The organism is Sphingomonas sp. BK235, from assembly GCF_004345855.1.
Classification (GTDB): Bacteria; Pseudomonadota; Alphaproteobacteria; order Sphingomonadales; family Sphingomonadaceae; genus Sphingomonas.
Genome location: NZ_SLXN01000014.1, coordinates 66,182 through 92,074, shown reverse-complemented (window position 1 = coordinate 92,074; position 25,893 = coordinate 66,182). Strand labels below are relative to the sequence as shown.

Below are 25,893 nucleotides of genomic sequence, written 5' to 3'. Positions count from 1 at the left end.
CGATATCGCTCGTCACGCCATAATAGGTCGGGCTGACGAGCACGAACGCTCGCGCGGCGGGATGGTTGGCCAGCGCTGCGCGCAGCACCTCCGGCGCGACTCCGTGCTCGATATTACGCTCGGCATCGATGACGACGGGGACGATGATCGCCTCCAGCCCGGCAGCGAGAGCGTAGGTGCGTTCCGCCTTGTGCGCGTTCGCCGCGATCAGGATCGTCTCCCCTGGAGCGGCGACCGCGGCCATCACCGTATGAAGGCTCTGCGTCGAACCGCCAGTGACGAAGCGACAGAAATCAGCGTTCCATGCCTCCGCGGCGATCTCGTGCGCGCGCTGCAGGGCGAGCGCGCCTTCCGTGCGGTCGTCCAGCCCCTTCGGTGTGAGCACGTCCGCGCGGAACAGCCGGCGGCCGAGCAGGCCGCGAAGACCGTTCGGCATGGCGGCGCCCTGGTTGTGGCCGGGTGCGCCGAACCCGACGGGCGGGTTGCGCTCGATGCTCGCAAGCGCCTCGACGAGAGGCGCACTTTTCTGATCCATGCCGCATGACCCATCACTGCACGCGTGCGACCTCGGTCAGGCGACCACGACGAGGTACCACGCGTGTCAGCGACCTCGGTTATGCAACCAGATCACACGATCGTCGTTCCGAACGCCTGAAAAATCAGCTGCCTAGCTCTGCTGTACTCACTTCGGGATGGACCCAGGCGCTGACGCTGACGGGCGGGTAGGAGCCGCTGAGTGACGCTCATGGGTGAGTTCAATGGAAGCGCTCACCGCGCGCGAGTTGCTCGAGTAGATGCTGCACCCTGCGAGGACGAGTTTCCGGCCGCTTGGCCGTCTGAAGGCGATAGTAGATTGGGTACAGGTTCTTACGATCCAGCGTCTGGAAGAATGCTTTCGCCTCCGGCCGGGCCGCTAGTGCATCCAGAAGATCCTGCGGAATGACCATCGTGGCCGAGCCCTCATAGGCGATGTCCCAACGTCCCTCGGCACGCGCGGCCTCGATAAGGACAAGACCGGCCGGTGTGATGCGACCCTCGGCTATCAGCCGCTCGGCATGATCGCGGTTCTTGGCGGACCAATTGGATCCCGGCCGGCGTGGCGTGAGGCGCTGGAGGTACGAGCGCTCGTCCGCCGACCTCTTTAGGCCGTCGATCCAGCCGAAGCGGATCGCCTCCACGACGCAATCGGTCCACGTGACAGACCGCTGTCCAGAGCCGTCCTTGTAGATGCGCACCCATAGCTCTCGGCTGGTGGCGTGGTGCTCGGCAAGCCAGCCGGCAAGATCCTCAGGGGTCTCGAACGGGAAGGCTTCAGCTTGAGGGAGCGACATGACCCGAAGCTAACCAGAACCGACCCGCTGCGAAGGGGCGCATCGCCGCCTCTTTGCTGATGGTCCCCCGCCACGAGCGGAGGGGGCGCAGGCACCCAAGCATGACCTATCCTGCTGACCGGAAATCTCACGCGAATACTGAGCTTAAAACTTGACCAATCCCAGAACGATGGGCATAGTGAAGCCATCACCGCAGTGAGGAGCTGGACATGACCAACCCTGCCGCCGTGCATGGCAACTTCACGATCGAGCGGCGCTACCCGGTAGCGCCCGACAAGGTGTTCGCCGCGTGCGCCGATCCCGCGATCAAGAAGAGCTGGTATGCGGAGAGTCACACGCACGAGATCAAGGGTTTCGAGAGTGACTTCAGGGTCGGTGGTGTCGAGCGGCTCACCTATCAGTTCGGACCGGACACGCCCTTTCCTGGCGTCGAGCTGACTAACGACGGCGTGTTCCAGGACATTGTGGATGGACACCGTATCATCATAGCGTCTCGCATGGCGATCGCAGGCAGGCCGATCTCGGTTGCCTTGGAGACAATCGAGATCGCGGAGGCGGACGGTGGCACAGTCCTCAAGTGCACCTTCCAGGGTGTGTTTTTCGAGGGGTCCGACGGGCCGGTTATGCGTGAGCAGGGCTGGAGCGACCTGCTGGATCGGCTCGGCCGCTCCCTGGCGGACTGACGTGGCACGTCCGCGCCGAAAGATCGACGCCGAACCAATTGACCTGCTGCTCCATGCATTGGGTGATCCGACACGACGTCGCATGATCGAACGGCTGGGCGATCGCCCGTATGCCGTCTCGGCGTTGGCTGATCTGGCCGGGATCACGCTCACAGCTGTCGGCCAACACATCCGGGTTCTCGAGGAGGCGGGGCTTGTGACCAGTAGCAAGCTGGGCCGTGTTCGATCCTGCCAGCTCCGCCATGATGGTTTAAAGATTGTGGAGCAGTGGTTGGGCGCGCGGCGATCAGTCTGGGACAGGCGGCTCGATGCGCTAGAATCGGTCCTATCTAGTAGCCAGGAAGGCGAGGGGTAGGCCTGCGAGCGCCTGCGTCGGCCTAGAACATCGGCTGCACGGAGCTCGCGTTTCGAGAGCACCAAGGATGTTTGCAGGGGAACAGCCATTTTGTGTCGAGCTTGCCGTCAGAGTCCCCGCGGGCTCGCGTTCCGCTGCCTGCCAACCAGCCCAACAGAACGGCTCTTCGAAACGCTCAAACTTTCGACCGTCAATATGAACGAGCGACCGAAGTCGGGAGACCGGTAGGCGGCTACGGATGACTGCTTTTGGGTCCTCGACACGATAGCCCGGCGGCCGGTAGCGCCCGGTGCTGTTGCAAAACTTAGGGCCTCGATGCTGAGAGGCCCTTTGCAAACGCACATAGGACCTTCTCCTGCCATGCCTCGAATTCAGAGAAACGAAGCTTTTGATCCGGTAGTCGAGCCGAATTATTGGCAGCTTCAATTAGCGATTTAATCCGGGTTTCACACACATGCGCGGCGAAAGTCGAGCTGATACAACCAACCAAGAACCTGCGCTCGAAGTTTGAGGTTTTATTCTGTATATACCGGAGCCGAACCGCATCGCGGCCATTTACCTTTTCATTCCGGACCGAAAGCAACGCATCTAGCTTCATATATGCGTCCTGAGGCCCCCACCCTGACCAAAAGGTTTTATTGTTCTCAATCCAGTCCGGCAATTTCTCTGATGCGATGTCGCACTTTCGTCGTCGCGCGGCTTGATAGTTAGAAAGGATCAAGCCTTGGCCCGGCTGGTGCGATTCCATTACCTCGATCAAGGCGCTTGATGTCCGGTCATTCTCGTGACCGCGCAACCACCACGTCTGTAATCCGGCAACCAGAACTATGCTGGCAATTGGGGCCACCGTAAGGCCAAGTAGCAAGAGGGTGGCGAACATTAAAGCTCGTTTGATCAAAGGCCTGACGTGACGCATCACAGTATGCTCTCAGACCTTCATGATCAATGCAACGCGCCTTCGTCGACGCGCATCAAGCCAGGCTCTCGGGTCTCGGGTATCGCGGCGGAGATGCCCTCCGCCGCGATACCGTTCGTGCCCCCTGCAAACGCCGCCGAGCGCGACCCCTATACCCGCAGATACCCGCTTGCGACGGCTGCTAACGCCCATCCCAGTTGCGGACGGCGACGCGGAGGAGCAATTTGCGCCTATGCATCAGTCCAACTCGATAGCCGGACGTACCAGGCTCGGTACATTGATGGGGGCTGGCATAGGCGCCGTCATCGCCGCTCCCGCAATCCTAGCAGCCATTTTGTCTGCTAGCGCGGGGCACGGCTCGTACGTCGCGGCACGAATGCTGTTCCCATTTTCTATGCTGCTCACGCGGCTCGAGGGAGAGATAGGGCCGCTCGCCATGGCCGCGGGGTTGCTCCAATTTCCGCTGTACGGTGCACTGGTCGGGCGGGCCGTGGCTGTGAAGACCGATCGAGTCGTCTTCTTTGCCGCGGCAATGCACCTGGTTGCCGTCCTCGCCTGCTTCTCGGGCCTGCTTCCCGATCTCTCGTGAAGGGCGAAAGTCCGCTTTCCTGCCAAATCAGGCTAGCCGGACAGCTGCGCGGAACGCCCGAAAGGCTCGAGCGGCGAGGTGAACGAGCGACCGGAGTTGGGGAGCGGGCAGGGGCGCCTGAGTGACCAGTCTTGGGTCTCGTCACGAGAGGGCAGGGGGCCGCAAGCGCGACAAAGGATCTAAACAGCGTGCGTTGAAGCGCGCGTCCCCTCAATGCTACCTTGCTCCTCACACCTGCTTCCGCCCGGCGGTAAGGACAACTTGCATGAAGATACGTGTCCTCTTGACCGGCCTGGCTGCAGCTGCTGCATGCGGCCCGGCACATGCCGACAGCTGGCTGCCCGCCACAGTTCAGACCTATACGTCATCTGACCAGTCCACCAGGCTGGTCGTCATCCCGCGCGATATCGAGAGTCCCCTTGCCTACTTCCGGGACAAAACGCAGGGGCGGGAGCCAGCCGGTCAGGCGCGAGGAGAGCAGGCCAAGACGGCCCGTGCAGTCGTTGAGCGGCGTGTATCAGGTAAGTGGACGCGCGTTTGGGCCGCTCCCTTGGTCAACGACGTTTCACCGGTGCGGGCGCTCGTGTCGAACGACGCGCGGCATGTCGTCACCTTCGACAACTGGCATTCCATGGGGCTCGGCGATGATACTATCGCCATATACGGCCCTGACGGGCAGCTCGTGCGCAAGCTGGCTCTCAATCAACTTCTGCCCGATTTTTACGTGAAGGCACTGCCGCGGTCGGTTAGCTCGCTACATTGGAGCGGCACGCACCGACTAACGGCAGACGGCCGACGTGCCCTCGTCGCCGTTGTCGTACCGGATGATGATCGCCTCCCCACCGACGAGCTCTCGACCGTGGACGTCGCGATAGATCTGGAGACGGGCGCGGTGACGCATCCTGAGGAGAGAGCTTGGAACGATGCCGTCGCCATCGCGCGTAAGGTCGCCGACAGGCGCGATCAGGCGGAGGCACGCCGAGCCGCCGCTTTCGCCGCGCCCCTTAAAAGCCCCGCCACTTCCGAATCCGCTGACTGGTACGACTACCTGACGGAGGCGTTCTTCCGCGTCGATCCCGACTGGAAAGAGACTTACCCTGAAGTCGCTGTTCTAGGAGCCTCGGAAGAAAGTCCCACTGCCACGCTGGCGCGAGCCTTCGAGGGCGAAGGGCCTCACGTCGTTATGCTCGCGTCCGTCCAAGCGCCCGACGTACTACCCGCTGCGGTTCGCGACTTCGCTGCTACGCTGTCGCCGTCGGCGCTGAAGGACGTGCGAGTTTACCTCGCGGCCCCGATCGCCATAGCTAATCCGATCCGAAAGAACCTTGCTGCGCATGGAGCCACGGTAGTCGTCATCTATCCGGGCTCCGCTATCCCGCAGCGACCCGAGCGCCTGCGCGGTGAAACCTCACTCGACAAGCTCGCCGGTGACATCGAAGCGCTGGGGCGGGACACCGGCTCCTCAGGACCCGGACTTCCGAAAAGTCCGCCTGCCCGCTAACTCTTAGTACTGCAATGAGATCAAATCTGCCCGTCTAGCAGGCTGAAACGTCCGCTTGCCTGCCTATGAAGCCGCTCGGAAAAGCTGCGCGGAACGCTCGGAGGGCTCGAGCAGCGAGATGAATGAGCGACCGGAGTTGGGAAGCGAGCAGTGGCTTCTGAGTGACCGCTAGTGGGTCCTCCGCTCGGCATCGAAGCAGAACCACGGAATGGCGCCAGAGCGCTGCAGCCCGTCGCTGAAGGGCTCGACCTCGGTCTACTGGCTTAGATTACGAGGTGGCCCTCAAGAACCGGTCGGCAATCAGTGCGCCGCCACCCGGCCGGCGCTTGGGCGCGGTCCGACAGGAAAGCCGTGCTCGACCGATCGCAACGCGATACTGAGAGCGAGCAGAACAAGTACGGCGACCGCGTACGGAAAGGATGAGACGCCCGCCCACTCGAGCAGGAGGCCACCGGTGACACTGCCACCAGCGATGGCCAGGTTCCAGGCCACCACGTTCATCGACAGCGCGATCTCTGCTCCCGCTCCTGCGGCATCGGCGAGCGCGGTTTGCAGCAGCGTCGCGGCTCCGCCGAAGCTCAAGCCCCAGATCGCGACGCCGGTAATGACCCATGCTGGCGACTTGGCCGCAAGCGCGAAACCGAGCGCGACCAGCGTAAACACCGCCAGGCTAACAATTACGGTATGACGCAGCGCGCGGTCGACGAGCCTGCTGCTCAGCCAGATGCCGCCGAGCGACGCCACCCCGAATACCAGCAGCACAAAATCGACCCGCTCTCCCAGCCCGGCCTGTGCGACGAGGGGAGCGATGTAGGTGTAGATGATGTTGTGGCCCAGCATCCAGGCGAGCACGACGAGCAGGATTGGCCGCACGCCGGGATGAAGTAGAGTTCGGAGCAGCGCGGGCCGTTGACCGCGGGGCTGCCCCGGGAAGCTCGGCACCACACAGAGGATCCATATCGCGAGGACTGCCGCAATCGCGGACATGATCGTGAAGGCATGTCGCCAGCCAAAGCTCGACCCGAGCCACGTCCCGAGCGGCACCCCGATCGACAAGGCGATCGGAGTGCCGATCATTGCCACGGCGACGGCCTTGCCCTGCAAGGACGACACGACCATGCGCCTGGCATAGGCCGCGATGAGACTCCACGCGAGGCCTGCCGCGCATCCTGCCAGAAAGCGAGCGACGAGGATGATGGCGACGTCCGATGACAGCGCCGTCACGGAGTTAAAAAGCAGGAAGCCGGCGACGGTAAGGAGCAGCGCTCGCCGTCGCGGCCAGGTCGCGGTCGCGAGTGTCAGCGGGATGGCGGTCATGAGTGAACCGAAAGCGTAGGCCGTGACCGTCTGACCGGCGAGCGCAGGTGACAGGTCAAGGTCGCTCGTCATCTGAGGGAGCAGTCCGGCGGGCAGCGTCTCCGTGGCGATACAGAGGAAGCCTGTCAGCGCCAACGCGAGCAGGGCAGGTAGTGGAAGCCGGGCGACGCGGCCGTCGCCATCGGGAAGGGAATGGGACATCGAACCCTCACATATGGACCGTACGGTCTGTAATTGCGGCTGATGGCGTGCCATTGTCAACGACTTATAGACCATCTATTCTAAAATGGAGGAGATCAGGCTATGCCGCGCACCGGCCGTCCGCGTGAATATGACCGGGATGCGGCGTTGCGCGCCGCGACACATCTGTTCTGGGAGCATGGTTTCGACGCTGTCTCGCTTGAGCAGCTGCTCAAGGCCATGGGTGGCCTATCGAAAGCGAGCTTCTACGCGGCGTTCAAGTCGAAGGAGCAGCTGTACCGGGACGCTGTCGCTTATTACCTCGTCGAGCACGGTCGCGTGTCCGACGATCTCGCCAACCCCGCACTACCACCACGAAAGCGGCTTGAGGTCGCGCTGCGACGAACGGCGGCAATGCAGTGCGATCCGTCGCATCCAAGCGGCTGCCTCGTCGGTCTGTCCGCGATGACGGCGGCCACAGGGGGGTTAAACGCGCTGACCGCTGACGAGCGCGCGCGCAACCGGGCGCTGATAGGCCAATGTGTCCGGGAGGCGCTCGCCATTGGCGAGCTTAAGCCGGGGGTCGAGCCGGACGGTGTCGCCGCGCTGCTTGACGGCTTGCTCCTGGGTATTTCGATCATGGCACGCGATGGCGTGCCAAGAGATACGATCAATGCGGCGATCTCCAGCGGGTTCTCGGACTGGCGATCGGACCTGTAGGAATTATCCAGCACGCTCAAAGTTGGCTAAGTCAGGCGCGATGGGCGTCGCGCATGCATTGGTGAGCGGACCCACAAGGCTGCGGGCCCGTCTGGTTGCCCTAGCTCGCCTGTGACCAGGCGACCGCGTCGGCACCTGCCGGCAAGTGCGCGCGTCCACCCTTGTCGGTCACCGCGCGCCAAATTGCGTCGGCGACGTCCTCAGATGAGGTGGTCGGCCCCGTGTCCTGCTGCCAGCCAGCCATCACCTGTTCGACCAGTGGCAGATACGGTTCGGGGAAGCCGCCGGTCATGGCGGCGCGGGCATTATCACCGAAGCGCGTCGTCGGCGCACGGCCTGGCAGGACGACGCGAACGCGAACGTTGAACGGCTCGAGCTCCAGCGCGACGCTGTCGGAGAAGGCGTTCACCGCCGCCTTGCTCGCGGCGTAGACCGACAATAGCGGCAGCGCACGATAGGTCACCGACGAGGTCACGTTGACGATCACGCCGTCGCGCCGTTCTCGCATCTGCGGCAGCACTGCCTGCATCATCGCGATCGTGCCGAGCGTGTTGGTCTCGAAGATCTGACGCGCAACCTCGATCGGCGTGCCTTCCAGCGCGTTGAGGAAGCCGATGCCGGCATTGTTGACGAGAGCGTCGATCGGACCCGCCTCGGCGATCGCACCCGCGATGCTGGCGGCATTCGTCACGTCGAGCGGCAGCACGCGAATGCGCCCTGACGGGGGCAGCACATCCTCCCGCGGATTCCGCATCGTCGCGATCACGTCCCAGTCGCGCGCCTCGAAGTGGCGGGCGACTTCCAGCCCGAAGCCCGAAGAGCACCCGGTGATCAATATGGTCGGCATGAAAGCTCCTGTCGTAATGCACTGCACCAGATGGCGTTCACGCAAGGATCTGCTACGTTTCTGCGTCCGCATCTGTTTGGCGAGCGTCCGAAGTTGACTGATCCTCTCACGCAGGTCGTCGGCCTGCTCCAGCCCGACCTGTCGTTCGCCAAGCTCGTCGAGGCGGCAGGGACGTGGCGGGTCCGCAGGGTGGCGGACGGCCGCGCCTTTTTCTTCGCCGCGCTCGAAGGCGCCGTGCGGCTCGACATCTCAGGGCATGCGCCGCTCCTGATCGAGAGCGGCGACTTCGTGCTGATCCCCGCCGCCTATGACTTTACCTCGTCCAGCGTGAGCGACATGCCCTCTACGGCCCGCGACAGCCTGCCAGTGGAGATCCGGCCTAACGTCTTCCGCCTCGGCGACCAGCTTGATGAGCCCAGCGTTCGCATGTTGGTCGGCTCGTGCGGCTTCGGGTCACCAGATGCCGGGTTGCTCGTTTCGCTCCTCCCGTCATTGATCCACGCGCGCGGCGAGCCGCGCCTTACCACCCTGATACAAATGGCGGTTGAGGAATCGAGGGGCGGGCGAGCAGGGCGTGACGTTGTGCTCGCTCGGCTCATGGAAGTGTTGTTCATCGAGGCGCTTCGCTCCTCCGGTCCGCATCACCCTTCGGGCATCCTGCGTGGGCTGAGTGATGAGAAGGTCGCGGGAGCGATCCGTGCGATCCATGAACAACCGAGCGCCACGTGGGGGGTGCCCCGGCTAGCCAAGACCGCAGCGATGTCGCGTTCGGCCTTTTTCGAGCGCTTTCGGCGCACCGTCGGCATGGCGCCGATGGAATATCTCCTACACTGGCGGATGGTGCTCGCGAAGCGATGGCTAGAAGACGGTAAGCTCGCCGTCGCCGAGATCGCGCGGAAGGTTGGCTACAGCTCCGCCAGCACCTTCAGTGTCGCCTTCTCGCGGCATGTCGGTGCAACGCCGACCATGTACGCGCGACGACAGCTGTTCGAGAACGAGCCTGCGGATGACCCGCAGCGTCATCATGAACCAGCGTCCGCTTTCGATTAGCGATTTAGGAGCGCGGAACGGCAGCTTTTGGGTCTGCATGCTCTCCTCTTAGTTAAGGCTGAGACTATCCGACGCTCCGTCGCGGCGGGGTGGCGGCGGCATCAAGGATCCACCCACAATCAGCGGGATGCCGAGGGAGGATGGATCCTCCTCTACCGCTTCAGCGCGCAGGCGGAGCACCGCGGCGAAAAGGGCGAATGTGTCGGAAACGGAGGGGCGCCTCGATCGCTTGTCTGCCGGCCTGCCACGGTGCCTCGGTACTATGACCGTTCTGGCCAGTGGCGCTGGCGCTGAAAGTGGCCGCCGCTTGCCGCGCGCGAAAGCAGAGGCTATCAGCACCTCGTGCAGGACGACCCTCTTCGCCAGGTCTTCTACCATAGCCAGGCTGCAGACGGTCTGGACGTGGACATCGACCAAATCATCGCCTCCGCAAAGCGGAATAACGGCATGGATGGCATCACTGGCGTGATGTTTTTCGATGGTCACTCGTTCCTCCAGGTGCTCGAAGGCCCGGCAACGAGCGTTGCTGCCACCTTCGCCAGGGTCATGGCTGATCCGCGGCATCACAGCCTGACGGTCATCAGCGATCGTCAAGTGGCGGAGCGCGATTTCGCCTATTGGAGCATGGAATTGTGGGACCCCGAGCAGCCCTCGGATGAGGCCGTCTGGCGCCTGCGTCGCCGGCTCGAGCGGTTCTCGCCCGATCTGCACCACTACTTTTTTCGGGACACCAGCGGCTCAGATCGAAAAGCCGGCTAAGGCACTGAATCGGCGTCGGATGGTTGGCACACCGACGGGAGATCGGTGTGACGTCGCAGCAAATCGTAGCGGTTGGATTATTGACCGAGGAGGATGTGGCCGTCCTAGGGAAAGGCTTCAAGCGGCTGTTTCCGGTCCCGAATGACGCCGCGTTCGACGACCTTCTGGCCAAGCTGGATAGCGTAAACCCCGTCGCTCAAAGCGCGGCGAGAAAATCGCAGCCGTAGGTACGCCTAACTGAGAGGGGACCAAGCTGCCGGAAAGCCTCCAAACGAGGGCGGCGGGGGCTGTTTGATCGCTGCTCGTCCACGAGCTCGAGAGGATGGCTGCATCTATCAAGGGTTCGTAGCACCTCGCGCCAGCAGAAGATTTAGCGACGACGCGAAGGTACGGGTGCCCCGAGTTGAACGACCCACCGAACCTGCAGGGCGCCATGAGGGCTTCCAGGTCAGGCACGTGTTCCTTCGTGCGCTCTGGCAGAGATGCAACGTGCGGTCAGGTAAGCGCCGGCGAGAGCGCGTTGTTACGGTCGACGCGTCCTTCAGGAAGCGGCGTTGAAGCCGCTCGCGCCGTCGCGCTGCGCCCACATCATCCGCATTGATCTTGCAGGATCATCGCCGGCATCCCATCTACGCTGCAACGCACAATGGCCGCGTGCGCGGCAGTCGCATCGCAGGTCTGTCGCTCCTAACTGCCGGCTAGGAGCATGGTATGCGCTCGATTTCCGACACGATCGCTCGCTTGAAGAAGCCGCTCCCGCCAATGGTTCGTGCGGGTGATTCGGGCAGGGAACTCGCGCCAGGAGAGAGTAGCGGCAGCAATCCCGGTGCTTTGCGCGCCCTGCTGCACGTCCCGCTCGGGCTTCCAGCCGGCTCGCCGCTGGTCGTCGTGCTTCACGGATGCACCCAGACTGCCGCAAGCTACGACCACGGTTCGGGCTGGTCCGAGCTCGCCGATCGGTTCGGCTTCGCGGTGTTGTTTCCGGAGCAGCGGCGGGCGAACAATCCTAACCTCTGCTTCAACTGGTTTTCACCCGAGGACACGCGGCGCGGTAGCGGCGAGGTCGAGTCGATCCGCGAGATGGTCGTTGCCGCGGTCGAGCGTCACCGGCTCGACCCCAAGCAAGTGTTCGTCACCGGCCTGTCGGCAGGCGGAGCGATGACCTCGGCGATGCTGGCCTGCCATCCCGAGCTTTTCGCCGGCGGAGCGATCATTGCCGGACTGCCGTTTGGCATCGCCTGCGGAGTGCCTGAGGCGCTGGAGCGGATGCGTGGCCGTGGCCATGATCGTCCAAATCTCGCCAGCCGCGTACGCGAGGCGTCGTCGCATCGCGGACCATGGCCCACCGTGTCGGTCTGGCACGGCAGTAGCGACGCGACGGTCGACGTGGTCAACGCCGCGATGATCGTCGAGCAGTGGCGTGGGCTCCACCGCGTTGGCGAACCCGACACGGCCAAGCGTGTAGCGGGCTACGTCCACCGGGGCTGGCACGACGCCGCCGGCCGCATGGTGGTCGAGGAGTACGTGATTGCCGGCATGGGACACGGCACACCGCTAGCGACCCGGGGTGACGAGGCCTGCGGCACGCCCGGGCCGCATATGCTCGACGCTGGAATATCGTCCACCTACCGCATCGCGGCCGGGTGGGGCATCGTGCCAGCGGTTGCGCCGCCCCGACCGATGGAGACGCCCGTCACCGCGCCCGCGTTGCCCACGCGCTTCGACCCGGCGGCGACGATCAACGACGCGCTGCGCGCCGCCGGGCTGATCAGGCGGTGAGGCTGCGGATCCGGCATGTCACCATCTATCGCTACGCCCGACCGGTCCGTTTCCTCGATCATCGCCTGCTGATCACCCCGAGGTCGGGCCGCGACGTCACTACGATCTCTTCGACCGTGAAGATCGATCCCGCGTCCGAACTGGTCTGGAGCGAGGACGCTGCCGGCAACACGGTCGCGCTGGCGCTGATCGCCGATGCCGCGCCGGCGCTGACGATCCTCGCTGAGCACGAGGGGCTCCATACCGCTGACCCCTATCCCATTTTCCGGCTCGACCCATCCGCATTTCGTTATCCATTCGCTTACGCATCTGGCGATCTGGCGCTGTTCGGCGCCGGGCTGCTCGATCCTGGGGCAGGGGGCGACGCTGCGGCGGCAGCGTGGCTCGCCAGCTTTCGCGCGACCGCGCCCGACGACACACTGATGCTGCTGAACGCGCTCAACGAGGCTGTCGGCGTCGCTATTGCCTATCGTACCCGTGACGAGGAAGGCACCCAACCGCCCTCGCAAACTCTTGCGCTGCGCAGCGGTTCGTGTCGCGACCTCGCGGCGCTATTCCTGTGGGCGACGCGGCGGCTGGGCTTCGCGGCGCGGGCGGCGTCCGGCTATCTGTTCGATCCCGGGAGCGTGGCCGACGACGTTGGTGCGACCCATGCCTGGTGCGAAGTCTTCCTTCCGGGCGCCGGCTGGGTCGCCTTCGACCCTACCCAGCGTCGAATGGGTGGCGCCGGGCTGGTCGCGACCGCGGTCGGCGTGACAAGTGAGGCAGTGCTGCCCGTTGTCGGCGGCTTTCTAGGCGACGCCGCCGATTTCGCCGCTATGGAGGCGAGCGTTTCCGTGAAGGCCAGTGCATAAATGATGGAGCGCCGGTGTTGCTCAGCAACTAAGATAGAACATCAGTCGGGTGAACGAGCGCTTGGCGCGGTCACTCCGGAAAAATTCACCTGTAATTCGTCCGGTAGGTTCCCACTGACAACTGAGGAAATCTTAACGAGATAGGAGAAAGTCAAAGGCTAAAGGCGAAAATGCACGCCAACTACAATGCATGAGCGCTCGTGCCACGATCGTGGAAAGCCGTCTCTGCAAAGCTTTACTCATCGTGACAGAGCGGCGGCTACCACAATGTACACTATGTCTGACACCCGCAAAAATAAGGTAAACCTATCTAAAAAGGCAGCGCCTTAGAAATCGAGGCCTCGACGTTGTACCTCTACCGAGAGTACGTCACTCTCTCGCGCGCCCGGATTGGCGACACTCTGCTGAAAGGCCAGCAGCAAATCGTTGTCGCGTTCCGGAACGAGCGCGCTGATGCCATCGGAGGTATGTACGAGCAGGTATGGAAATTGCGACATGGCAGGCGCCTGCTGGTGGGGAGCGACGAAGGGGGCTGTGATGCGCTCGTCGTAGACGACGTAGCGGAAGGCGCCTTCATCCAGCGACACCAGGGTGCCGGCGGCCGGCCCGCCATAGGCCATGACTGTCAATTGACCCGGCATCGGCCCTTACCTCCTGCTGCGATCGTGTGCGGCTGATTGTTATACCGAGGTGCCTACGTGTCCGCCGCAATGGGTGAGAGGGTCTCACGCTGTATGCGGCGCCCCGTCCGTATTCTCATTGGCGATAAGCTTACCGGCATGATCAGCACCCGGGTTTGCCACCTGCTCGTTCGCCCGTATGGCTGAGAAACGTTCCTCGGCACTCGCATCATAATTCTTGATGCGAGCGGCATAGCCTGAGGCAAGTCGGCTATGCGACGATCGTGCCTCCGGCGTGATAGCGGCTGCGGCCATGCCGACTGAGATCTGCTGGCGTCGGTGCAGTTCGATGAGATCCATCGCTATTCTCCACACGTAAGCGGGAGCGCTGCGACTCTCAGCCGGTGGCGCTTACCGAGTACGTACCACCGATCAGCGGTACATGGCGAGTTGGCGTGCTTTTCACAAGGGTTTGCGCAATGTCGCCGCCTGCAACACCGTCAAAATTATTAGTGGTTAGATCTAGGTCTCTCCCGAGAGATCTGGACGTACATAATTAAGCAGCACGTAGGGACGATTCCCACTTCCATTTGCGGCTGATAAGCCTATATAGAAATAGCTGACGTCGCGTGTGACGGATATACGAGCTGACGTCGTCGCCTCCTTGTCCCTTTCTAGCATCACTGAGGCCGGGATGCACCGCTCTTGGCGCATGCCCGTCAACGATTGGGCAGGATATTGCTATGATCATCGGAACGGTAAAATTTTTCAACAACGACAAGGGCTATGGCTTTATCGCGCCAGAGAGTGGCGGCGACGATGCCTTTGTTCATATCTCGGCTGTCGAGCGTGCGGGCATGCCAACGCTCAACAAGGATCAGCGGGTTAGTTACGAACTTGAGACTGATCGGCGCGGTAAGGCTTCCGCGGTGAACCTGCAGGATGCCTAAAGTGCTCGTGGCCGGGCGACAGCCCGGCTACCTGAGTGCGTGTGAGACGCTTTAGTCTGCCATTCCTGTACCCGCCCCGACCACCTAGAGGCACGAGTCATGTCGAGAAGCATCCCCAAGCCATTTTTGATCGCCAAGGATGGCGACGGTGAATTTCGACTTACGCTGCGGAGGGTTCGATACAATTCCCAGCACTACCCGATCGTCACCTCGGCTCTTCAGCCGGAGACCTTTGAGAGCGCTCACCCCGCGCGAGCTTTCGCAAAGCAGCATCATGGCGCGGTAGCTGGCGAATTCGCCGCCAAATAGGTTGGCGAACGGCCACAATGGCGATTCTGAGGTGTCTTAAATTGCTCGTATCCATTCTGCCTAAGTGGGCGGATTGATCGCTCGCGAGTCTCATTGCCGCCGAGCACGTAGCGTTGACCCGATCTTGCTCGGCATATCGAGCTCTACGTCCGTCTGCTGGATCGTCGCCGACAGGGCCTGACCCTCGGTATCGTAGCGCTTCGGGTTGTGCTCAATGCGTCGGTCGCATGCGTCTGCTTGATGATCGCGGTTAGCGGCATCAAGTCGTGCTTTTAGAAGCTCTTGCTCACTCTTCTTCATGGCTTAGCCTTTTTTGCCGCCTCGTTTGAATGCTCTGGAACATGGCGTTTCGCCTCCATAATACGTTCACTAGCGTCGGCTTGGGCTGCGCGCTGGTTGTTAGTCGCAGCTAGGGTCATCATCAGCGCAGCATCTCGCTCACCTACTCCGACTGCTAGCCGCCTGCATCGCTCGGCATCGCTGCGGTACTCGGCCGCCGATTTGAGTAGCTTTGGGAGCAGAGGCATCCAGAGAAGCTGACACTCATCGACCGATGCCGCTATCAACCAAGCTTTGAACCTCGAGCTGGATTAAGTGCCGAAGTGGCTTCATGCGGAGGGTCCTCATGCTGAGATCACTCGACAGGGCACCAGCGCGTAAGGCTCAGATTTGGGACCTCAAGTCGACTCAGCGGGTCCGAGTGTCAGGTTCAAGCGTGCGGCCATTCGGGAAAGATCAGCAAGCTCGCGGCCGAGCGTTTGCGCTAGGATATTGGTTCCATGTCCCGCAAGGATGCCACCTCTGAGCGTGGTGATATCAGTTTGCGTCCATCGCCGATGAGCGACGGCAGTCGCAATCACCATCACGAAACCAGGTTACGTAGTAGCCAGCCACGTGCACGCGGGCACGCTAAAGAGCTGAGATAAAGCATGATGATCAACGCACTGGGCATGATCCAGATGATGATTAGCACGAGTACAAGCCAAATCATTGCAGGCCGCCCTTGATCATCAGGGGCGGTTCAAAGAGCTCCATATACGTCACTCCGCGCGTAAGCGGGAGCTCGATGTCTCTCAGCCGCCGACGCTTACGAAGCGAATGTCAGCGATCGTTGAAGCATGAGCCTATACGGAAGTGCATGCAAGGACTTTTGGCAAGCGTAAAGCCACCGAAATGAGCTTGCCCGTGAGGCGCTGGGAGGGGGGGGTAGATCGGTAAGGCGAGGGTCATAAAGCCTGGATTGATGCCGCCGAGGTGGGCCTGACCTTCGCTGCGCGCTGTGAGAAGCGGATGGAACACGCCGGAGTTTAACCTGAACAAGCGTCCGGAGTGGGGCGATCGGCAGGTGGCCTTAAGTGACCAGTATTGGGCCCTCGGCGCGAGGGGAGAGCGGCCGAAAGCGCCTAGGTCCTGCCGTCATAATGAACCATCGACTTGCTTGATATCGGACATCGGCTCAGGCTCGCCATCGACAGACTGGGGGCAGCCGATGATCGCGATGTCGACTAATTCATGAAGCGCTCTTTCGAGAGGAGCGGCAAAAGCCGTGATTGCCATTTCGTTATTCGTTGGGACGGCCTTCGCGGGAGGTGCTCCAGTTAGTCCGCAGGCCACGATCGTATTTGCCAACGCCTTTTATAAAGTGGCGAACCCCAGTGGGATACCCTGCCGATCACTCTATTCTTCAGCCCTCGCACTCTGGCAGCGTTGCCGCGCACAAAAGGAACGTTCGTTATGCTTAGCCTTCATTGCGCAGCTTTGAAGCGTGACGGACGGCTAGCCAAGTGCAGAGTTGAAAGCGAGCCGAAGGACCAGCGATGGCTCCATGTAGCGGAGATGATGTCTGGGGACCTACGCTCGGAACCAGGCTTCGCCAAGCGGGCCGGCGGCAACATCGAGTTCTTCCACATCCAGGTTCGTGCGTCGAACTCCGAAACGGTCGCGATATCGGGGCCCTGCTGGCCTCCTACCTGCAATATCGTTCCGGCTCCACCTCCTCCTCCTCCGCCACCTCCACAATCGAACTGATCGGTCGCATAAGATCATGCGTGTGGCTGTAAGCACACGCTTCGGAAGGGTCGCCGAAAGGGCAATATCGCAGTGAACGAGCGATAGCGCGTCCGCTATCGCTCACAGCGAGGTCCCAAGCGGTCGGAGCGAAATCTTGCCAGACCCGACCAGGCCAACGGCTTCGCGGCGCGTCACGCTTATCGGCCGCGGAGATGCATGGGCGTCCGAATTTGGCAGCTGAGCAGGGCGCCGGGAGGGACCGCTTCTCGGTCGAAGCTGCTGCCGGCGCGCAACTCGTGGCGGATGACAATCTGAGTCTCACCCGGTCGCGTTGAGGATCACGGCGACTGTCTCTTCCGGCATGTCCCACATCGGAAAGTGGCCGCTGCCCTCGAACCAATGAAGTTCTGCGCCGGGGAAGGCTGCCTGTGCTCGCACCGCCTGTCTGGACAGGCAAAGCCGGTCGTGTCTGCCCCACCCGATGACCATGCGGCCGGTGCCCGGGGCGCCGGGGCCGGTCTGCTCAGGTCCTGTTGCAAGGCTCTGAACCAGCGCGTCGAACGTCGGCGTTCTGGTCAGACCGTCCAGCTCGGTTGCGACGAGCTCGCCGTCAAGCGCCCAGGGCCGCGCGGAGAGCTGAGCGAGCAGCGCCGTGCGCGACGCAGCGTTCCGGCTCAACGCCGGCAGCTTTGGCCGGATGGCTCGCAGCAAGCGACCGGAAGCGCCGATGGTGGTTTTGAAGAAGGTCCGCTCCCAGCCTCGCCAGAAGCCGCCGGGATCAAGCGCGACCACGTTGCCAACAAGCCCGCGCCGCGCGAGTTCGAGCACGATCCGCGCACCCATCGAGCTGCCAACGACATCGACGCCAGACAAGCCGGCGCTCGCGATGTATCGCTCGACGCTGCCGACCAAACCGTCGAATGTCCCGCTGTCAGACTCCGCGGGAGTGGCGCCGTGACCTGGGAGATCGATCGCGATCACCTTTCGCGCTGCGCTCAGTGGCCCCAGGACCGTGCTCCACGATCGCCAACTGCCGCCAAGACCATGAATCATGAGCAGCGTGCGTCCGGTACCGTGCTCGATCGTGTTCATGCCGTCTCCGTATGATGGCTGTGAGAAGCGAAACGAGCACGGCCACTTCGCAGGCTTCGCCGGTCTCCAACGGGCGTTGGCGGCCGACTTTCCTGACGAAGCGGCATCGAACGAGATCATTTCATTAGCACGCGGCCTGATCAACGATCGCCAGACCTATTTGATCGTCATGCCTTGCGTGGGAAGTTCCGCAAGAGAGCGAAGCTCGTGGACGGGGCAGCCATTGTGCTGACTGCGGAACTGAGTCGACATCTCGTAGGTCGGCTTGCGGGCACGGTTGACGCCGCCAATCGGCTGATGGGCAACAAGGCCGTGCCATGGGCTGAACGACACCGCCTGCTCCTGGTGCTCGCTGAGCCCGCGTTCCCAGCCGAGCTGCGCGGGCACGGTGAGCCGGGCGACCGCCACGTAAGGGCTCTCCTTCTCGTCCCACACCACCGAGCTGTCCTCAACCGGCATCTTCTCGAGGTCGGTGCAGAGCTGCACGCGCAGTTCCCAGACACTGTCCTGCTCGATCAGCACCTGACCCATGTCCTCGCGAAGGGCGTCTGGGCGGCCGGACGCGTCGACCTTGCTGCCGGTAAGTTCAGTCAGGTTGTGCGACACGGGCGCGATCGAGATTTTGGCGATGTAGCCGCCGTGCCTTAGCGGCACCTGGGTGTAGTATGTCTCGCCAAGCGGGTGGGTGTTGGGCGCGCCTCCCAGCGTCTGGATGGTCGGACTCTGGATGCCGACCGTCTCAAGCGCCGCGTCGACCGTCTGGAGAACCGCGGACAGACCCTTCTTCAGCCCTTCGCCGGCATCGGTAGTTTTCGCGAGCATCTTGAGGTTAGCGAGAAAGGCCTTGGGCGTCGGGGCTGCGAACGCCGGACCGTTGACCAGGATGAAGTCTTGCGTCGTGTCGGCCTCTGAACCCGGCAGGCGGTCGCCGGGGACGCCGAACAGCTTGACGGCGAGCCCGCGCGGCACACTGACGCTGTCGTCGAGGATGTCGCCGGGCAGCGTCGAGAAACGCAGCAGCGCATCATAACTGCCGGGTGCCGAGAACAGGCCCTGGGCGAGAGCCGGCGCAATGCCGGAGAGTACCTCGAGCCTTCCTTTCACGATCGCGTGACCCTTGGCATGGACGCCGCGAACGGCGGTGCCATAATCCTTGGCGGTCGTTTCCTGAATGAGGCGGAGCTGCTCGTTCAGCCCCTGGATGGTCTCAGCCTCGCCGTCGGCGCGCACCTCAACGTTCGGCGTGAAGGCAACGGGCGAGCGGTTGAGATCATCGGACATGAACTGGACCTTCTGCGAACGTAGGGTTCAACGAGAAACCATGCCTCGATCGTTTCGGGCTCACGCAAGCAGCTAATCTGGACGATCAGTGTCACCGATCTGGATGATCGGATACCGAGGGCGACACGAATCGATATAGGGCTCTGACGTTTAAGCCGTCCGGATGTGCTCGGTAGTCTGCAGGTCCGCAGCTATATGCAGCCCGGAAGGCCCGCGAAAACGGCCTCGGACCGGCATACCCTGCAGCCTGCGCGATCACCTTGATCGGCAGGTCGGTCGTTCGCAGTAGCCGTGCTGCGATGCGGAGCCTGGTCTTTTGCACGAAATCGATCGGCCCCTGCCCGAAGGTCTTGGAGAAGTGATTTGAGAACGAGGCACGGCTCATGCCGGAGAGGGAGGCCAGGCTGTCGACCGTGTGAGGCGCCGCAGGGTTGCCAATAATGGCGGCGAGCGCTTTGGAAAGGCGCGGGTGGAACGTTGCTCCTCCGGAGAGCTCCGTCTGTCGTTCCCGACGATCGCGCAGTAGTGCAATGAGCCCTTGCTTCATTAAAGCCTGACACATCGCCTGAGTGCCGAACCCAGCGTGGGTGATCTCATTGGTCATCGCGTCGAACACGCTCGCAGGGATGACCCCCGTGGCGATGTCACCGGCGACGGGTGCTCGCAGAAGGTTGAAGAAGCTCAGGCCGCCCTGGTAAGGCGCCGACAGGGCACCGCACAACATCAATGTCTCGTGAGCGCCGCTCCCGGCGGTGAACTCGACCAGGCCGTCTCCGAGCACCGCACAACGATCAGCGGCTTCACAGACCTCGGCGGATGCGCTGACCTCGCCCACCCAATGCTGCTCCGAGGTAGGGACGATCAAAACGCTTGATTGCGAGAACGGGATCGGTGGTGACGCGCCGACCTGCAGATGACCGGACCCACGTAGCACGAAGTGGACGGTCACCGCATCGAACGCGGGAAAGGTCATTCGCCATCCTGTCTGGATCCGACATACCGAGAACGCGTGCGGGTCTACGTCGATGGTGGTCAGGAGCTGGTCGAGCGAACGTTTCACGGGATAGCCTTACCGCACACGCACCTCCGCGGACACTGTGTGCATCCTGATGCAGCCTCGCTCAGGAGACCGTGGCAATGTCGCCGGTGTGTTATTGCCTGGCTGAACGGGCGACCGCTTCCGAGAAGAGGGCGAGCACGCTTAAAGGTCCGGCTATGGGGCCGCTCAGCCGTGGTCGTCTCAAGGTGTAGCAAACCTATAACCTGCCTCCGTTCCGCTCGAAGGGTAAATCGCGGCGAAAATCGGATCTGCCCCGCGCAGAGGATTATTTTGGTCGTTTAACCTCAATCAGCTTAAATAAAAGGTCGCTTGCGTTCAATCGTGTTAATTCTGCAACGTGCCGGGCTACCGCATTATTATTGCCGACTCTGGGTCGATCAGCGAAGGGGTAGAGCGCCACCCTAACTACGCCCGCGCTCGAAGGTCGGCGATTCGATCAGCGCTCAACATTCTTATGGAGGCTGGGGCTGGACTGTCCGTGATGACGGCTACTTGCGAGATCCACACCGAGAGCACGGGCTCGGTGCGGTCGTTCGACGTCACCATCTCGACAGGATCGGATCGCCGGCAGTGACCACGGTGGAGGTAATCTTGGCTGTGGTCACTGCCGGCTGAAGAGATCCGCTAACGCGCATCGCTCGCTAGCGGACATCTGCGAGTATGTTGGTGCTCTCCGATCCCGTGCCGCCCGCAGCGCCCGACGCGCAGCCCTACTGGACGACCGTTGATGGGGGAGCTACCAGTGTGCAACTCTTCCCGGCTCGACGACGGACCAACTTAGAGGGCCAGCCGGGTCACGGGAGGGCCTCGTCATGTCGAAGGCCGCTGCAAGAGGTATCGAAGCGGTGCACTTGGCTCCTGGGGGCGTGTTGGGAGGCGCATACCCCTTCTGGTCAGGACCGGCGGGTGTACTGCTAATAGCTAAGGCCAAAATGGCCTTCTCGCGCCCTCCAAGTCCTCACAGAAGCGCTTGGCGTCCCGCTCGGTGACGAAGGTCACCGATAGCCAGCGCGCCTCGTCGACCAGGTAGAGCCCCCAGGCTTCCTCATTATGCGGCTCGGGGTGCTTGCCGGCGATGATGCGTGGTCTCGCCATCGCTGAGGCCTACACTTGATCACCGTGGGACACACGGCCTATTCTGGCCTAGTGCCCCGATAAGGGCCGCACTCCCGCGGCGCCCGCCGCACGCCCGTAGGCGTGCTCCGGGCATGCTGGCGCCCCAGGCCTACCCTGGTCGTCAGAGCGCCCGAAAGCGCCCACAACCAGACGTTTGCACGCCCGCGAGCAAGTAGCCGAACCAGTATCGTAGCGCACAGAGCACTAGGTTGGCATACTCTGCCCATGTACCCCGACTCCATCGGCACGGCTCTGGTTTGGGCAGCCTTCTTCGTGGTGCCTGCAGCCCTTGGCTACCTGGTTGCCAAGATCATGTCGCCGAGAGCGCGACTTCTGCTACTTGGATCACTGGCGGTGCTCCCCGTCGCCGGTTTCACCGTCGTGATGGCTCTTCTCCCACCAGCGCCACCGAGCTTTCTGGCATGGTGGATCGCGGGTATGCTGATGCTAAGTCCGGGGTCGGCTGTCTGGGCAGGAAGCTCTCTCGCTGGATATGCCGAGGGCCGCAGGAGCAGCCGCTAAGCTGCCAGCCTAAGCCAGTTAGACAGCTACGCGGGAGCGCCGAATGGCGGGAACACCGACGTGAACGAGTGACCGGAGTTGGGAAGCGGGCAGGGAGCCGAGAACGGCCGCTTCTGGGTCTCGTGGGTACGCGAGTACTCTGAAACTATGATCGGCCCGCCTGATCGCCACACTCCCAGTCCCCAGCACGAGAGGGAAGGTAGAGGCAACGAGTAAGACCCGGACGCTCAAGCGGAGACCTGAGTTCCCGGAAGCAGCCGTACGTTTCACGAATGCGCTGCCTATGACTCAATGCCTTCGGCTGAACCCAGCAAAGCCGTCGTACGCCTCTCGGGTGAGCTCGACGATGAAGTCTTGTACTGCGAGGACACGGGCCGGTGTCAGCCGTCTTTGCAGCCGTATGGCGTATAGCGGCACTTCGCTGCTGCGCCATTCTGGCAGGATCTCAACGACAGACCCGTTTTTCCAATCAGCCAAGCCGACCCATGCCGGAGCATAGCCCACGCCAACTCCGGCCCGAATCATCTCCCATGCCGCTTCCGGATCGTCGAACACGTGTCGCGCATAAGGCTGGTGTATCGAGGCCGTGCCGTCATCAGGATTGCGAAAGCGCCAACCATCAATTCGTCCGCTGTCACGGTGGCGCAAGCCGACCAGATCGTGGGAGCGGAGCTCCGCGGGGGTCAACGGCATACCATGCGTCTCGACGTAGCTTCGGGCGGCGCAGGCTATCCAGGGAAAGGTGCACAGCTGACGGACGAAATGGCCGGGCAATCCCGACACGTCGCCCGCTCCGATCGCTATGTCGATCCCGCGCTCTGCCAGGTTCAGGAAATCATTAGCGAACTCGAGCTCGATCGAGATGCCTGGATTGGCGTCAATGAAGTCAGGCAGCTTCGGCATGATGCATCGCCGGGCAAAGGACGCCGGTGCACTGACCCGCACGCGGCCCAACGCTCCCTGATTACCGATCTCGGTGAACGCCTCCTGCGCTTCCTCAAGATCGGTGAGCAGCTTCAGCCCGACTGCCAACAGGCGATCGCCTTCCGGTGTCGTCGACAGCGAGTGGGTGGTGCGGTTCAGAAGCCTCACGCCGTAGGCCTGTTCTAAGCGGCTCACCGCCTTCGACATCGCTGACGTCGAGGTATTCGATCGCCTTCCCGCCTCCGAGAAAGAGCCCGCCTCAACGATCCTGACGAACCAGAGCAGTTGGATCAGACTAGAGGGCAAAGGCGGTATGGACACTGGGTCAACACTATCGTTCCGCGGACCAGGCTTCAAGCCTCGAACCGTGCGGTCCATCTCCGTCCTGTCGAACGCGATCGGCGCTGAAGAGCCGACTGCGAGACGTTCGATCCCGTCGCCGCTGCAGGTCCAACGGGGGCGGGTACATTCCAAAAGGACGTACAATGGCAAAGACATGGTTCATTACCGGAACGTCATCGGGCTTCGGTCGCGCACTTGCCGAGCTTCTGCTCGCTCGAGGCGATCGCGTCGCTGGCACGGTGCGCAAGACTGCGTCGATGGATGATCTCAAGGCAAAGTATGGCGATCAGCTAATGGTGCACACGCTCGACGTTACCGACACCGACGGCGTTCGTGAGGTGGTACGAGCGGCCTTTGAGCAGTTCGACCACATCGATGTGGTGGTAAACAACGCCGGCTACGGCCTGAGCGGCGCGGCAGAGGAGGTGACTGACAAGCAGATCCGCCAGCAGATCGACACAAACCTGATCGGTTCCATCCAGGTCATCAGGGCGGCGCTCCCGTTCCTGCGAGCGCAAGGCGGTGGCCGCATTATCCAGCTTGCGTCGATGGGCGGCCAGACCGCGTACCCCAATCTAAGCCTCTACCACGCGACCAAATGGGCGATCGAAGGCTTCGTGGAAGCCGTCGCGCAGGAGGTGGCGCCGTTCGGGATCGAGTTCACGATCGTCGAACCGGGTGTCGCGCGCACGAACTTCTATGCCGGCAGCATGGCGTCGGGGGCGGCGATGGCGATCTACGAAGACACGCCGGCCGGCGCGTTCCGGCGCGCTGCCGCCGAAGGCTTGTTCCCCAACAACGGCGATCCGGTGAAGATGGCGAATGCCATGGTCGATTCCGTCTACACCAATCCGGCACCGCGTCGATTGACCCTCGGGAGCGACGCCTATCATGCGGTTCGCGAAGCGCTGGTCGGGCGCCTCTCCGCGCTGGATGCGCAAAAGGCGATCGCGCTTTCGACGGATGTCGAACCGGAACTTCAATCGTAGGCGATCCGGGCGAGAAGCAGGGCCAGGCCGCTCACCCGCTTCTGCAACTCATCGTCGAGGATCGATCCAGGGGAGGGAGAGAGGAGGCGGGCGCAGGCACGTCCCTCTCTCCCTAGCCTGCCGTCTCCTTTCTGGTAGAGTTGAGAGATCTGCGACCAACGGTAACTGCATCGCAGCGACGACGTCACCGTTGGTCAGGAAGGGCGAAGCCTCACCGCTGTAAACGATCGCGGCGCCGACCCTCGCCACGGGTCTACCGCCGACGTCGATGCCCTCCAATCAGCCTTCAACTGCCGCCAAGAACTCGAGCAGCGCCTGGTTCACCTGATCGGACGCCTCCAGCTGAGGCCAGTGACCGATCCCGTCGAGCGTCAGGAAGCCGCGGAGATCGGGGGCGTCGGCGGCGACCTCGTCACGCGTGACCGCCCGCATCTTCGCGACACCATCCTCGCTGCCGACCACGAAGAACGACGGTTGAACGACGCGCGCGCCCGCGAACGCGCCGGCTTGGTCGAAATAAGGCTGGAGTGCGCGATAGTAATTGAGCGGCCCATGGAACCCGTTCCGCCCGAGGTCCGCTATAGTGGCTTGCCAGTCGGCCTTTTCTACGAATGACGGGAGGCCCACCGGAGAGGGACGCTTCAGCCCTTCCGCAGGATCTAGCGGGTTCCAACCTTCACCCTTGGCAGGCAATCCCGACGTCCAGTAGAGCATGCCTAGAACCGTCGTCGCCGCGTCAGCCCACTGCTTGTCGGCTTCCGGCCGCATCTGGTGGAACATGTAGAAGTCGTCGTGACCGGCGGATTTGATCTGTTCGAGGAAGCTGGGGCCGCCGTTTGGTAGCATCGGCGGAACGCTGAGGCAGAAGACCGCCCGGAAAAGGTCCGATCGCATCATCGCAGCGTGCCAGCTGATCGCAGCACCAAAGTCGTGCCCAACCACCACGGCCTGCTCGACGTTCAACTCCTTCAACACGCCGACGAGATCCCCGACGCACTGAAGGATGGTGTACGCTTCAGCGTCGTCCGGCTTTGAACTCCCGCCATAGCCGCGCATGTCGAGCGCGATCGCGCGGTAACCCGCCGCGGCCACCGCCTCCATCTAGCGTCGCCATCCGCGCCATCCGTCCGGAAAACCATGGGCGAAGAGCACGGCGGGACCGCTGCCCTGCTCGACCACGTTCAGGGTGAGGCCGTTCGTCTTGACGAGCCTCTGTTCCATCACCGCGCCTTTCTTGCCTCTGCCTTGAGAACCGCGCCACGGCCTTTTGCCGCCGCAACTTTGTGAAAGCTGACGTCGAGCCGCCAGTCAGCGAGATGCAGTTGACTGTTCGTCGTACGCCGCTCCCGGCTCAGTGATTGGATGATAACCTGCTAGCTATCTGCGGGCGCACCGTTCAATCCATAGCGCTATGGCCGGTGCTCCGATCAGCTCGATACCGATGAAGGCCGCGAGCAGGGCTGTGCCGCCGCCTGTATCGATCCAGGCAGCCAGCCTCCCGATGCCCGCGATAAAGATGGTAGCTGCCATGATGAGGAGGGGTACGCGCCGTTCAAGTGGCGCACCGCCGATCCACCAGATCATCGCACCACACCCCGCCCATGTCGCGCCGAAAAACCGCAGCTGACTGTTCAGCAGCGGGTCGGCCGCGACGTCCGTCGGAATGACCGCACCCGACGCGATCAGCAGACCCGGCCCGGTCGCGACATCGCCGATCCCGGTCAGGACCGCGAAGGCGCCAAACACACGCAGGATGATGCGGAAGACGCGCGTTCCATCTCGTGGCTTACCGACCAT

26 protein-coding genes and 1 pseudogene are annotated in these 25,893 nt (G+C 62.6%); 12 read left to right on the top strand and 15 right to left on the bottom strand.

Annotation, left to right across the window (positions count from 1 at the left end):
- Nucleotides 1-535 (bottom strand): annotated as a pseudogene (locus EV292_RS21515) (amino acid decarboxylase); the annotation flags it as partial.
- 220 nt (nucleotides 536-755) lie between these two features.
- On the bottom strand, nucleotides 756-1,331 hold the full coding sequence (locus EV292_RS23275; protein WP_132911322.1) for a YdeI/OmpD-associated family protein: 576 nt from the start codon (nucleotides 1,329-1,331) through the stop codon (nucleotides 756-758).
- A gap of 209 nt (nucleotides 1,332-1,540) precedes the next feature.
- Here EV292_RS23275 and EV292_RS21505 point away from each other — a divergent pair, with 209 nt between their 5' ends.
- Entirely contained in the window at nucleotides 1,541-2,014 is a 474-nt protein-coding gene (locus EV292_RS21505; protein WP_132911321.1) for an SRPBCC domain-containing protein, read from the top strand.
- A 1-nt stretch (nucleotide 2,015) separates the two neighbouring features.
- On the top strand, nucleotides 2,016-2,369 hold the full coding sequence (locus tag EV292_RS21500) for a metalloregulator ArsR/SmtB family transcription factor (protein WP_207913524.1): 354 nt from the start codon (nucleotides 2,016-2,018) through the stop codon (nucleotides 2,367-2,369).
- Nucleotides 2,370-2,673: 304 nt separating this feature from the next.
- Here EV292_RS21500 and EV292_RS21495 read toward each other — a convergent pair whose 3' ends face one another.
- Nucleotides 2,674-3,249: a hypothetical protein gene (locus tag EV292_RS21495; protein ID WP_132911320.1), complete on the bottom strand. Its 576-nt coding sequence runs from the start codon at nucleotides 3,247-3,249 to the stop codon at nucleotides 2,674-2,676.
- A 412-nt stretch (nucleotides 3,250-3,661) separates the two neighbouring features.
- On the opposite strand from EV292_RS21495, the gene EV292_RS22845 reads away from it, so the two are divergent.
- Nucleotides 3,662-3,874, top strand: coding sequence for a hypothetical protein (locus tag EV292_RS22845; RefSeq protein ID WP_165927231.1), 213 nt, complete (start codon nucleotides 3,662-3,664; stop codon nucleotides 3,872-3,874).
- Nucleotides 3,875-4,139: 265 nt separating this feature from the next.
- On the top strand, nucleotides 4,140-5,375 hold the full coding sequence (locus tag EV292_RS21485) for a hypothetical protein (RefSeq protein ID WP_132911318.1): 1,236 nt from the start codon (nucleotides 4,140-4,142) through the stop codon (nucleotides 5,373-5,375).
- A 300-nt stretch (nucleotides 5,376-5,675) separates the two neighbouring features.
- Here the strand turns inward: EV292_RS21485 and EV292_RS21480 are convergent, their stop codons facing one another.
- A complete protein-coding gene (locus EV292_RS21480; protein WP_132911317.1) occupies nucleotides 5,676-6,893 on the bottom strand; it encodes an MFS transporter in 1,218 nt (405 codons plus the stop codon).
- Nucleotides 6,894-6,995: 102 nt separating this feature from the next.
- Between EV292_RS21480 and EV292_RS21475 the strand changes: the two genes are divergently transcribed.
- Nucleotides 6,996-7,592, top strand: coding sequence for a TetR/AcrR family transcriptional regulator (locus tag EV292_RS21475; protein ID WP_132911316.1), 597 nt, complete (start codon nucleotides 6,996-6,998; stop codon nucleotides 7,590-7,592).
- Between the two features lie 100 nt (nucleotides 7,593-7,692).
- On the opposite strand, the gene EV292_RS21470 is transcribed toward EV292_RS21475, so the two are convergent.
- Nucleotides 7,693-8,511: an SDR family oxidoreductase gene (locus EV292_RS21470; protein WP_347812613.1), complete on the bottom strand. Its 819-nt coding sequence runs from the start codon at nucleotides 8,509-8,511 to the stop codon at nucleotides 7,693-7,695.
- 21 nt (nucleotides 8,512-8,532) lie between these two features.
- Here EV292_RS21470 and EV292_RS21465 point away from each other — a divergent pair, with 21 nt between their 5' ends.
- From EV292_RS21465 to EV292_RS21445, 5 genes are all read left to right on the top strand, one after another.
- Nucleotides 8,533-9,489, top strand: coding sequence for an AraC family transcriptional regulator (locus EV292_RS21465; RefSeq protein WP_207913522.1), 957 nt, complete (start codon nucleotides 8,533-8,535; stop codon nucleotides 9,487-9,489).
- Nucleotides 9,490-9,831: 342 nt separating this feature from the next.
- Nucleotides 9,832-10,248 carry a BLUF domain-containing protein gene (locus EV292_RS21460; RefSeq protein WP_132911314.1) on the top strand — a complete coding sequence of 139 codons (417 nt, stop codon included), beginning with the start codon at nucleotides 9,832-9,834 and terminating at the stop codon, nucleotides 10,246-10,248.
- 47 nt (nucleotides 10,249-10,295) lie between these two features.
- Complete coding sequence (locus EV292_RS21455) at nucleotides 10,296-10,475, top strand: hypothetical protein (protein WP_243693907.1); 180 nt, start codon at nucleotides 10,296-10,298, stop codon at nucleotides 10,473-10,475.
- A gap of 484 nt (nucleotides 10,476-10,959) precedes the next feature.
- On the top strand, nucleotides 10,960-12,027 hold the full coding sequence (locus EV292_RS21450) for a PHB depolymerase family esterase (RefSeq protein WP_132911312.1): 1,068 nt from the start codon (nucleotides 10,960-10,962) through the stop codon (nucleotides 12,025-12,027).
- Complete coding sequence (locus EV292_RS21445) at nucleotides 12,024-12,881, top strand: transglutaminase family protein (RefSeq protein ID WP_132911311.1); 858 nt, start codon at nucleotides 12,024-12,026, stop codon at nucleotides 12,879-12,881. Before EV292_RS21450 ends, EV292_RS21445 begins: the two co-directional genes overlap by 4 nt.
- A gap of 326 nt (nucleotides 12,882-13,207) precedes the next feature.
- Here EV292_RS21445 and EV292_RS21440 read toward each other — a convergent pair whose 3' ends face one another.
- Nucleotides 13,208-13,522: a hypothetical protein gene (locus EV292_RS21440; protein WP_132911310.1), complete on the bottom strand. Its 315-nt coding sequence runs from the start codon at nucleotides 13,520-13,522 to the stop codon at nucleotides 13,208-13,210.
- 84 nt (nucleotides 13,523-13,606) lie between these two features.
- Complete coding sequence (locus EV292_RS21435) at nucleotides 13,607-13,861, bottom strand: hypothetical protein (RefSeq protein WP_132911309.1); 255 nt, start codon at nucleotides 13,859-13,861, stop codon at nucleotides 13,607-13,609.
- A gap of 383 nt (nucleotides 13,862-14,244) precedes the next feature.
- Between EV292_RS21435 and EV292_RS21430 the strand changes: the two genes are divergently transcribed.
- Nucleotides 14,245-14,451 (top strand): cold-shock protein, encoded by a 207-nt coding sequence (locus EV292_RS21430; RefSeq protein WP_132911308.1) that lies wholly within the window; start codon nucleotides 14,245-14,247, stop codon nucleotides 14,449-14,451.
- Between the two features lie 399 nt (nucleotides 14,452-14,850).
- Here EV292_RS21430 and EV292_RS21420 read toward each other — a convergent pair whose 3' ends face one another.
- The 6 genes from EV292_RS21420 to EV292_RS21395 all read right to left on the bottom strand — a co-directional run bounded on the left by EV292_RS21420 (nucleotide 14,851) and on the right by EV292_RS21395 (nucleotide 23,143).
- Entirely contained in the window at nucleotides 14,851-15,060 is a 210-nt protein-coding gene (locus tag EV292_RS21420; RefSeq protein ID WP_132911306.1) for a hypothetical protein, read from the bottom strand.
- 1,116 nt (nucleotides 15,061-16,176) lie between these two features.
- Nucleotides 16,177-16,317 (bottom strand): hypothetical protein, encoded by a 141-nt coding sequence (locus EV292_RS21415; protein ID WP_165927230.1) that lies wholly within the window; start codon nucleotides 16,315-16,317, stop codon nucleotides 16,177-16,179.
- 771 nt (nucleotides 16,318-17,088) lie between these two features.
- The gene (locus tag EV292_RS21410) at nucleotides 17,089-17,862 is read right to left on the bottom strand and encodes an alpha/beta fold hydrolase (protein WP_132911304.1); all 774 of its coding nucleotides are present in this window, start codon (nucleotides 17,860-17,862) and stop codon (nucleotides 17,089-17,091) included.
- Between the two features lie 156 nt (nucleotides 17,863-18,018).
- A complete protein-coding gene (locus EV292_RS21405) occupies nucleotides 18,019-19,143 on the bottom strand; it encodes a catalase family protein (protein WP_132911303.1) in 1,125 nt (374 codons plus the stop codon).
- Nucleotides 19,144-19,234: 91 nt separating this feature from the next.
- Complete coding sequence (locus EV292_RS21400; protein WP_132911302.1) at nucleotides 19,235-20,203, bottom strand: AraC family transcriptional regulator; 969 nt, start codon at nucleotides 20,201-20,203, stop codon at nucleotides 19,235-19,237.
- 1,926 nt (nucleotides 20,204-22,129) lie between these two features.
- Nucleotides 22,130-23,143: a LysR family transcriptional regulator gene (locus EV292_RS21395; RefSeq protein ID WP_243693906.1), complete on the bottom strand. Its 1,014-nt coding sequence runs from the start codon at nucleotides 23,141-23,143 to the stop codon at nucleotides 22,130-22,132.
- Nucleotides 23,144-23,250: 107 nt separating this feature from the next.
- On the opposite strand from EV292_RS21395, the gene EV292_RS21390 reads away from it, so the two are divergent.
- Nucleotides 23,251-24,096 (top strand): SDR family oxidoreductase, encoded by an 846-nt coding sequence (locus tag EV292_RS21390; protein WP_132911300.1) that lies wholly within the window; start codon nucleotides 23,251-23,253, stop codon nucleotides 24,094-24,096.
- Nucleotides 24,097-24,375: 279 nt separating this feature from the next.
- Here EV292_RS21390 and EV292_RS21385 read toward each other — a convergent pair whose 3' ends face one another.
- A complete protein-coding gene (locus EV292_RS21385) occupies nucleotides 24,376-25,197 on the bottom strand; it encodes an alpha/beta hydrolase (RefSeq protein WP_207913518.1) in 822 nt (273 codons plus the stop codon).
- Nucleotides 25,198-25,473: 276 nt separating this feature from the next.
- Nucleotides 25,474-25,893, bottom strand: coding sequence for a DUF4345 domain-containing protein (locus tag EV292_RS21380; protein WP_132911299.1), 420 nt, complete (start codon nucleotides 25,891-25,893; stop codon nucleotides 25,474-25,476).